General features: G+C 40.6%; 10 protein-coding genes. 3 read left to right on the forward strand and 7 right to left on the reverse strand.

Annotation, left to right across the window (positions count from 1 at the left end):
* Window positions 1-8 precede the first annotated feature (8 nt).
* The 4 genes from yhbY to ACFVSH_RS10875 are packed head-to-tail and all read right to left on the reverse strand — an operon-like array spanning window position 9 to window position 2,783.
* Window positions 9-299 (reverse strand): ribosome assembly RNA-binding protein YhbY, encoded by a 291-nt coding sequence (gene yhbY, locus ACFVSH_RS10860; protein ID WP_076365174.1) that lies wholly within the window; start codon window positions 297-299, stop codon window positions 9-11.
* On the reverse strand, window positions 293-1,135 hold the full coding sequence (aroE, locus tag ACFVSH_RS10865) for a shikimate dehydrogenase (RefSeq protein ID WP_192205673.1): 843 nt from the start codon (window positions 1,133-1,135) through the stop codon (window positions 293-295). Before aroE ends, yhbY begins: the two co-directional genes overlap by 7 nt.
* Before the next feature lie 20 nt (window positions 1,136-1,155).
* Complete coding sequence (gene yqeH, locus ACFVSH_RS10870; RefSeq protein ID WP_387598099.1) at window positions 1,156-2,265, reverse strand: ribosome biogenesis GTPase YqeH; 1,110 nt, start codon at window positions 2,263-2,265, stop codon at window positions 1,156-1,158.
* Window positions 2,262-2,783: a YqeG family HAD IIIA-type phosphatase gene (locus tag ACFVSH_RS10875; RefSeq protein WP_076365171.1), complete on the reverse strand. Its 522-nt coding sequence runs from the start codon at window positions 2,781-2,783 to the stop codon at window positions 2,262-2,264. Before ACFVSH_RS10875 ends, yqeH begins: the two co-directional genes overlap by 4 nt.
* Window positions 2,784-3,248: 465 nt before the next feature.
* On the opposite strand from ACFVSH_RS10875, the gene ACFVSH_RS10880 reads away from it, so the two are divergent.
* The gene (locus tag ACFVSH_RS10880) at window positions 3,249-3,389 is read left to right on the forward strand and encodes a sporulation histidine kinase inhibitor Sda (protein WP_034311351.1); all 141 of its coding nucleotides are present in this window, start codon (window positions 3,249-3,251) and stop codon (window positions 3,387-3,389) included.
* Window positions 3,390-3,441: 52 nt separating this feature from the next.
* Here the strand turns inward: ACFVSH_RS10880 and ACFVSH_RS10885 are convergent, their stop codons facing one another.
* The gene (locus ACFVSH_RS10885) at window positions 3,442-4,227 is read right to left on the reverse strand and encodes a phosphatidylserine decarboxylase (RefSeq protein ID WP_387705910.1); all 786 of its coding nucleotides are present in this window, start codon (window positions 4,225-4,227) and stop codon (window positions 3,442-3,444) included.
* Between the two features lie 135 nt (window positions 4,228-4,362).
* Between ACFVSH_RS10885 and pssA the strand changes: the two genes are divergently transcribed.
* The gene (gene pssA, locus ACFVSH_RS10890; RefSeq protein ID WP_192205680.1) at window positions 4,363-4,902 is read left to right on the forward strand and encodes a CDP-diacylglycerol--serine O-phosphatidyltransferase; all 540 of its coding nucleotides are present in this window, start codon (window positions 4,363-4,365) and stop codon (window positions 4,900-4,902) included.
* Between the two features lie 68 nt (window positions 4,903-4,970).
* Here pssA and ACFVSH_RS10895 read toward each other — a convergent pair whose 3' ends face one another.
* Window positions 4,971-6,761 (reverse strand): M3 family oligoendopeptidase, encoded by a 1,791-nt coding sequence (locus ACFVSH_RS10895; RefSeq protein ID WP_387705912.1) that lies wholly within the window; start codon window positions 6,759-6,761, stop codon window positions 4,971-4,973.
* A gap of 162 nt (window positions 6,762-6,923) precedes the next feature.
* Here ACFVSH_RS10895 and ACFVSH_RS10900 point away from each other — a divergent pair, with 162 nt between their 5' ends.
* On the forward strand, window positions 6,924-7,226 hold the full coding sequence (locus tag ACFVSH_RS10900) for a hypothetical protein (protein ID WP_387598106.1): 303 nt from the start codon (window positions 6,924-6,926) through the stop codon (window positions 7,224-7,226).
* A gap of 192 nt (window positions 7,227-7,418) precedes the next feature.
* Here the strand turns inward: ACFVSH_RS10900 and sigK are convergent, their stop codons facing one another.
* On the reverse strand, window positions 7,419-8,141 hold the full coding sequence (gene sigK, locus ACFVSH_RS10905) for an RNA polymerase sporulation sigma factor SigK (protein ID WP_048682796.1): 723 nt from the start codon (window positions 8,139-8,141) through the stop codon (window positions 7,419-7,421).
* Window positions 8,142-8,352: the final 211 nt, after the last annotated feature.

Here is an 8,352-nt window from a genome sequence, read left to right on the forward strand (position 1 = left end):
TAGGTTCCTTAAGGTAATTTAAGTTGTTTGTTTTCTTTTGATTCTTTATACAGCACAATTGTGTTGCCGATAATCTGAACCAATTCCGCCCGTGCACCTTTTGATAAAGAAAGTCCCACATCATCGCGGTCCTCTTCACAGTTTTGAAGGATGCTGACCTTGATTAATTCACGTACTTCTAGCGCCTCACCAATTTGCTTGATGAGATTATCATTGACGCCGCCTTTACCAACTTGAAAAATTGGATTGAGGTGATGGGCCTTTGATCGTAAAAATCTTTTCTGTTTTCCTGTTAACATGTGTTACCTCCTAGTTTGTTCAAGACAATATCTGTCATTCTTGCTGTATCCGGCATAATGCCTGTCCATATCTCAAATGCGAGCGCAGCCTGGTTGATGAACATCCCCAAACCATTTTGCGTTTCCGCCCCTTTTTCCCCCGCTTCACGAAGCAGTTTGGTTTGCAAGGGGTTATAGATGATATCACTGACAATTGCACCGGTTTTAAGCTGGTCGACCTTTAACGGTGAATGATCCAATTCCGGGCTCATTCCAGAAGAAGTCGTTTGGATGATTAAATCATATTGTGATAAGCTTTCTTCCGCTTCGATAATCGAGAGTGCCTTCGATACTTTATCATATGGGCAATCAGAAACAAGCTGGGCCGCTCTTTCCTTTGTCCGGTTTGCAATATCAACTTGCTTTACCCCTTCTTTTACAAGGGTAAAATAAATCGCACGCGCAGCACCGCCCGCTCCGATCACTAACGTTTTTTTAGCCTTGATGTCACTTGATATTTCATCGCATAAAGATTTGAAAAATCCTTTTCCGTCTGTATTATACCCTATAAACCGACCATTTTTGTTAACAACCGTATTTACAGCCCCGATTGCAAGGGCCAGTTCATCCACTTCATCAAGGAATGGAATGATTGAAGTCTTATGAGGAATCGTGATGTTAAACCCTTCTATACCAAGGGCTTTCATGCCTTTCACGGCATCGTTCAAACCTTCTTTCGTCACATGAAAATGATGATAAACCGCTTCTATATTTTCTTTTTCAAATGCATCATTATGAATGTCCGGTGACATCGAATGTGCAATTGGATCTCCCATTACCCCATATATCTTTTTCATAGACTTGACGACCCCTATATTTAGATTAATGATTTGCGAACGATCACATTGACGCCCTTTGGAACATGTGCAACGATTTTCGCTCCCGGCTCATTGACCGTCACCCAGCCAAGACCAGAAAACACAATATCCATTTTACCATCTTTCAAGGAGAACTCATGTGGAATCAGCTTCGGAAACTCCTCGATTTGTTCAGGCCGTGGGGGCGTCAGTAATTCCCCGGCATGGTTCTTATACAATTCATCGGCTTTTTCGAGTTTTGTACGGTGAATATTCAATTCATTCGAAAGGTAGCAAGTCAATGAACGCCTTCCGCCTGAGACATAGTCCAACCGGGCCAACCCTCCGAAAAATAGCGTCTGCGCTTCATTCAGTTGGTACACTCTCGGCTTGATTTCCTTTTTCGGCATAATCACCTTGAAGTCCCGTTTGTCCACATAGTGAGCCATTTGATGATGATTAATGATTCCCGGTGTATCGATCAATGCCTGTCCATCATCCAAAGGAATTTCGATCATATCCAAGGTAGTCCCAGGGAAGTGGGAAGTCGTGATGATATCACCTTCCCCGCTCACTTCTTTTATAAGACGGTTGATGAAAGTCGATTTCCCTACATTCGTACAACCCACTACATAGACATCTTTACCTCTCCGATACCGCTCAATCGCATCAGCCGCTTCAAGTATGTGCTTTCCCTTTTCAGCACTGACAAGCAGGACATCCACCGGGTTAAGACCCAATTCCTTGGACGATTGCTTCATCCAATTGATCAATTTGTTCGGTTTTACGGATTTAGGCAATAAATCAACCTTATTTCCGATCAGAAGAACATCATTTCTTCCTACAAATCGATGCAGGCCAGGCAGCCAGCTTCCATTGAAATCAAAAATATCGACGATTTTGACGATTAAAGAGTCGGTTTCGCCTACTTTATTCAAGATTTTCAGGAAGTCATCGTCTGTTAAGGAAACATCCTGAACTTCGTTATAATGTTTCAATTTAAAGCAGCGCTGACAAACGATGGTCTCCTTTTCCAGAGCTGATTTAGGGGCAAAGCCTAATTCCTTCGGATCTTCAGTCTGGACCTTCACACCGCAGCCGATGCACACTAATTCTTGATGATTGTTCAATTGTGATCCTCCCATTCTATCATTCCTTTTCGTTTAAAAAACGCCATGATCTTTCTTTCAAAATAACGATTGATCCTTGTTCTGAATTCGTCGGTTTGTGCCACAGGGAGCACTAAGATCGTATGAAACCCGCCTCTGTTCCCTCCCAATACATCCGTCAATAACTGATCGCCGATTACCACCGTTTCTTCCAATTTCAACCCCATTGCCTTACGGGCCTTATGGAAAGCTCTTGCCATCGGTTTTCTGGCCTGGAAGATAAACGGAATGTGAAGCGGATCGGAAAAAGCCCGAACCCGATTTTCATTATTATTGGACACAATCGTCACTAAAATCCCATGATCCCGCATATTGTCGAACCATTTGATTAAATCGGGGGTGGCAGTTGGCCTGTCCCATTCAACGAGAGTATTATCCAAATCGGTAATGACTCCCTTAATCCCTCTTTTTTTCAATTCTTGAGGATCTATATTAAAAATGCTTTTAACATGTTCACTCGGCAAAAATAATTTAAGCATATTGACACCTCTATATTTTCGTTAAAATTTACCGTCTCCATCATATCGAATTTTCAGCACACTTTCAAAAAAAATTAGGAAAGAAGGGCTGTCGGTAAAGAAACATCATAATGTATGTTTTCTGATATGGAAAGGCATTTTTCATTAAATAATGGGAAATTTGCAGTCTGACCAGAACAAAAGAACTAATTATTCATAAAAGATTTCGACAAAAATTTCATTTATTCAACCTGTGGATAACTTTACTAACATTTTCCATACTGATGTGCACCATTTCGCCTACCTTGTAAACAACTTAACCACAAGTTATCCACTTTCAACTGTGGATAACAGAACGATTGTTCTCCACGTTTATTTCTGATACAGTAGGGGTACATCAAGGAAGACTTATCAATATATGCAAGTAAGCACCAAATTATTCCCCGCAATTCCTACTGGAGGTGAGCAGCCGCAAATGGCGTTCTGATGCAAAAACTATCTGATGACCTGTTGCTTGAATCCTATTTTAAAGCACAGAATTTAAAGTTGAGTACCGATTTCATCCGCCTCATAGAAACGGAAATTCATCGAAGATCCCTGACACATAAAATCCGATCAATATTTTAATATGAAATACATAGGCTGACATCAAATGTCAGCCTCTTATTTTCATTTGAAGTTAGACGGCCCTCATGAATCCGATTGTTTCACCAACACGGACATCTGCGGGAATGGATATGTTTCCTTCAAGTTCAAAACTCCCTTTTTCAAAAAGAAGCACCACTGTGGACCCAAAGCTGAAATAAGAAAATTCCTGTCCTTTTTCCAATTCATCCGATTCATCAGTAATGACGATCGAATTTATGAACATGGCCCCGACTTTCACCATTGCCAGACTTCCCGCTTCATTTTGAAGTTCAGTTATTGTCCGGTAATTTTTTGATAAAGGCTCTTTTCCATATTTCATCCCCCATTTATTAACGGGATACGATTTCCTTCCAAGGGTCCAACGTTTGACCACGGAACCCTTTATTGGTGCATGGATCCTATGGTAATGACTCGGGCTTAAGTATAGCACGAGATATTTGCCCCCTAAGTACTTTTCCAAAAAAAGCTCATCCCCGAGCATTTCCTCCATTGAATATACCTTTCCCTTAACGACGATATTTTTATCAGCGCGTATCTCCCCTGAATCCTCAAGAACACCGTCCACAGGACAAGCTACCGCAGAAGGAACTGCCGTAATTGGCCTGGCATCCGCCTTTAACTGCCTGGTAAATAGCTCGTGCAGGTTCGTATAAGCTTTTACCTCCTTACCAAATTCCTGTTGATTAAGATTAAATGTTTTTACATATAGTAAAATTAAGGGCCTGCTCCAACTAGATTGGCTAAAATGCTTTAATAAACCAGATGAATACTGACCATTCGTCAGTTCAATAAGAATGCGATACAAAGACTGAAACAAATAAATCCACTCCAAATTGTAAAATTATTCTAAAATCTCTTGCATAAATTGTGTTAAATAAAATATTATTATATAATAAATACTTGTGTTTACTATATTTTGTTTTAATTTGTTTCATTTGAAAGGAGTGAAAAGATGTTTTTATTACACGCCCTAGATCAATCCATTAAAAAATTGAAAGCACAAACAGCAAATATACTTACTTTAATTAATTTATCCCTTGGTGGATTTGCGATAATTGCCGTAATGCACGGCCAATTGAATTTAAGCCTGTTATTAATTTTCCTGGCTGCCCTTGCAGATCGCTTTGACGGTATGGTTGCTCGGAAATTCAACATTGAATCGGAATTGGGTAAGCAACTTGACTCGATGTGTGACATCATATCCTTTGGAGTCGCACCAGCTCTATTATTATACCAAGGAATATTAATAGAATTCGGAGCACCTGGCACACTGTTCACGGTTTTCTATATTGGCTGTGGCGCATTTCGTCTCGCCCGCTTCAATATAAGTGAAAGCAATGGATATTTTACAGGAGTGCCAATTACGGTTGCGGGCTGCATCGCTACTTTAAGTTATCTAGCCATCCCGTATTTCCATCCGGTCTTTTTTTTATCCCTCATGATTATATTATCATTACTTATGGTCAGTCCATTTAAACTGAAAAAAGTTTAAATAAGAAAGGCGGATGCCCTATACCGGACATCCGCTTTTTTCATTCATATTCCCTCCGAAAACCCATTTCAAGCTTTTCGGACCAGTGGGTCGGTCAAGCGCAAGAATTCTTCTACATCCTCCATACAGGCATTGACTGCTTCTTCCCAAAAATCCCGGGTCTTCAAATCGACGCCTAAATGTTTCTCAGCCAAATCCTCGACCTTCATGGAACCGGTATCCTTCAATAGAGCGATATATTTTTCTTCGAATCCTGCTGGTTCTTTCAGGGCATTCGCGTATATGCCTAATGAGAATAGGTATCCGAATGTGTACGGAAAATTATAAAATGGTACACCTGTAATATAAAAATGGAGCTTTGAAGCCCAGAATGTTGGATTATAATCACTTAAAGCATCGCCATAAGCTTCTTTTTGTGCATCGACCATCAGTTCATTCAACCGTTCGGCACTGACATACCCTTGTTTTCTCTCATCATAAAACCTTGTTTCGAATAAGTAGCGGGCATGGATATTCATCAATAATGCCACGGATCGCTGAATTTTATCTTCTAAAAGCACCAGCTTTTCTTCCTCACTGGCAGCTTCCTTCACAGCTGCATCCGCAACGACCATTTCAGCAAAAGTAGAAGCGGTTTCAGCAACGTTCATGGCATATGACCGATTCAATGGATGGATCTCCCTCATCGCATATGAATGGAATGCATGTCCCAATTCATGGGCCAATGTCGATACATTGGATGGGGTGCCCGAATACGTCATGAAAATTCTTGACTGCTTATTTAATGGAAAGCCGGTGCAAAAACCGCCTGGTCTCTTACCTGGTCTGTCCTCCGCTTCAATCCAGCTGTCTTTAAAAGCTTTTTGGGTGAAGTTTGCTAATTGAGAGCCGAACTTAGAGAATTGCTGTATGATGAAGTCTGCACCTTCTTGATAATCCATTACATTGGTCTCTGCTGTAACAGCGAGCGGTGCATCCAAATCCGCCCAACTTAATTTATCCAAATCCAGTAACTCCGCTTTCCTTTCTAAAAACCTCACAAGCGGCTCCTTATGATCGGCGATTACATTCCACATGCTCTCGAGGGTTTCTTTTTTCATCCTCCCTATTTCAAGAGGCTCTTTCAAAATATCATCCCAGCCCCGTTTTTCATTCACACTGAGACGAAATCCGGCCAAGTGGTTCAAAGTCCGGGCAAAAAGGTCACTTTTCCCCTCCCAAGCCTGTTCCCACGCAGTAAATAATTCTTTCCGGTTCCTTTCATCAGGATCGGAAAATTTATTCGCCGCTTGGCCTACAGAAAGCTTTTCACCTTTATAAGGGATGGTCATTGAACCGACGATCGTATCGTACATTTGGCTCCAACCTTCGAAACCGTCCATGGCCAATTGAGTGATTAATGATTCTTCCTTCACGGAAAGCTTTTCCTTTGCCTTTTCCCGCCGTTCATTCAATACGAATTTCAATTCATTCAATGGTTCTTTTTCGAGAATTTTTTTAAAGAAAGCATCATCAAGCTGTATCAACTTTTCATCCAGCTTACTTAACACCATTTTTAGTGAAGCGACTATCTTCATTTGTTTGATCCGCAGCTGACCAGCCTTTTTATCCTGTGCATTTTGAGCTTCAAGGCAGCCGATGAATGCACTTGCCTGCGTGGATTTCATATTGGTATTTTTAAAAAGATCAAATGCCTGGATTAAACGGCTCTCATCATTTCCTTCTGGATTGATATTGCTTACAATTCGGTCTAATTCTTTTACCTCGTCGTTGATTTCATCTAAAAAAATCAGGAACTCCTTAGAAGAGCTTCCTCCTTTAAAAAAGATATCCAAATCCCACGTCAAAGAATATCCCATCATGCTTTGCCCCCTTTTTATCACTAATCCCATTATAGAGGTAAAGCCAACATTTTTCTAATTAAAAGGAATTTTCAGTATTTTTCCGGAACATTTTTCTATATCCCGGATTAAAAGCATGTTATGATGAATATATTCTTGGGAAAGGGGTGGTTGATTCATATGAAATTCTTTATTCACATGTCTGCCATCATCCTGCTCCTTTGGACACTGCCTATACAGTTCCATCATCATGCACAGCAGCTAAACATTGAGGAACATACCGATGCGCACCATTGGGATAAGGCCGACAAGAAACAGCCTTTCGTGCCTTCCTTGAGTTCCTGGCAGTCTCTTACCATTATTCTCTTTTTCGAATTTTCGATTTTAAGTTTTCTTTATTTTCACTCAAATCTTCGCCGGCGGTATCTCGGTCCGGTTTTTTTCCAGGCGAATTACGTAGCCTTACGCTCTGACATTTTATAAAAATTAAAATGGAGGAGTGATTCATATGTGGTTTCGCTTTATTATGATAGGGGTCTTATCTTTAACCGCTTCACGCATGTTCCTTTTTCAGGGAATCGAGATTTATCACGCTTTTGCAGATATGATCAGAAATAAATATTAAAAAATGAGTGCGGGGATATTTTCCCGCACTCTCTTTGCCTTTTACAATTCCTATCCTTTGGCTTTCTTTTCCTTCTCTTTTTCTGCTCTGTAAAATTCGTGGAACATTTTCATTAAGGCACGTTTTTCAATCCTCGATACATAACTGCGGGAAATGCCAAGCTCTTTGGCGATTTCCCTCTGGGTTTTTTCCTTTTTCAAATCCAGTCCGAACCTGCCTACAATGACTTCCTTTTCGCGTTCATCCAAAATATCAATATACTTTTTCACTTTTTCAATTTCCATATTGAGCTGAATCGTATCGATGACATCTTCCGATTCCGATTTCAGTACATCGATTAAACTGATTTCATTCCCTTCTTTATCTTGACCGATCGGATCATGCAGGGAAATATCTTTCTTCGTTTTCTTTGTCGCCCGTAAATGCATCAAGATCTCATTCTCAATGCATCGCGCCGCATATGTGGCCAGCTTCGTACCCTTCCCATCCGAATAACTCTCAATGGCCTTTATCAAACCAATTGTCCCAATCGAAATCAAATCTTCAGTATCTTCGCCCGTATTTTCGAATTTCTTGACGATATGGGCAACAAGTCTGAGATTATGTTCGATCAGGATGTTACGGGCATCACCGTCTCCCTCGCTCATTAGCTTCAGATATCTCTTTTCATCCTGAGATGACAAGGGCTGGGGAAAAGCGTTGTTTTTCACATAGGAAACGAATAAGTAAAATTCTTTGATAATATAACCGACAACTGTAAGTATTCCGGGCATTGGTTTCATCCCCCGTTTCTTTGGCTCCCTATTCATACCTATGCAGCAGTGGGCTTGTTCGTGTCTGTCCCACTAAAAGAAATGATGAAAGTGTTGAATGTTCAAACCAGCCTGGATGGATTCCCAAACGAACGAAGAAAATGTTCATATAATAATAGGGGATTTTTTAGGGAAAGGGGGTTTTTCGATGGGATATAACTATGGACCATAC

It is taken from the genome of Peribacillus sp. NPDC058002 (assembly GCF_042886655.1).
GTDB classification, from domain to species: Bacteria; Bacillota; Bacilli; order Bacillales; family DSM-1321; genus Peribacillus; species Peribacillus aracenensis.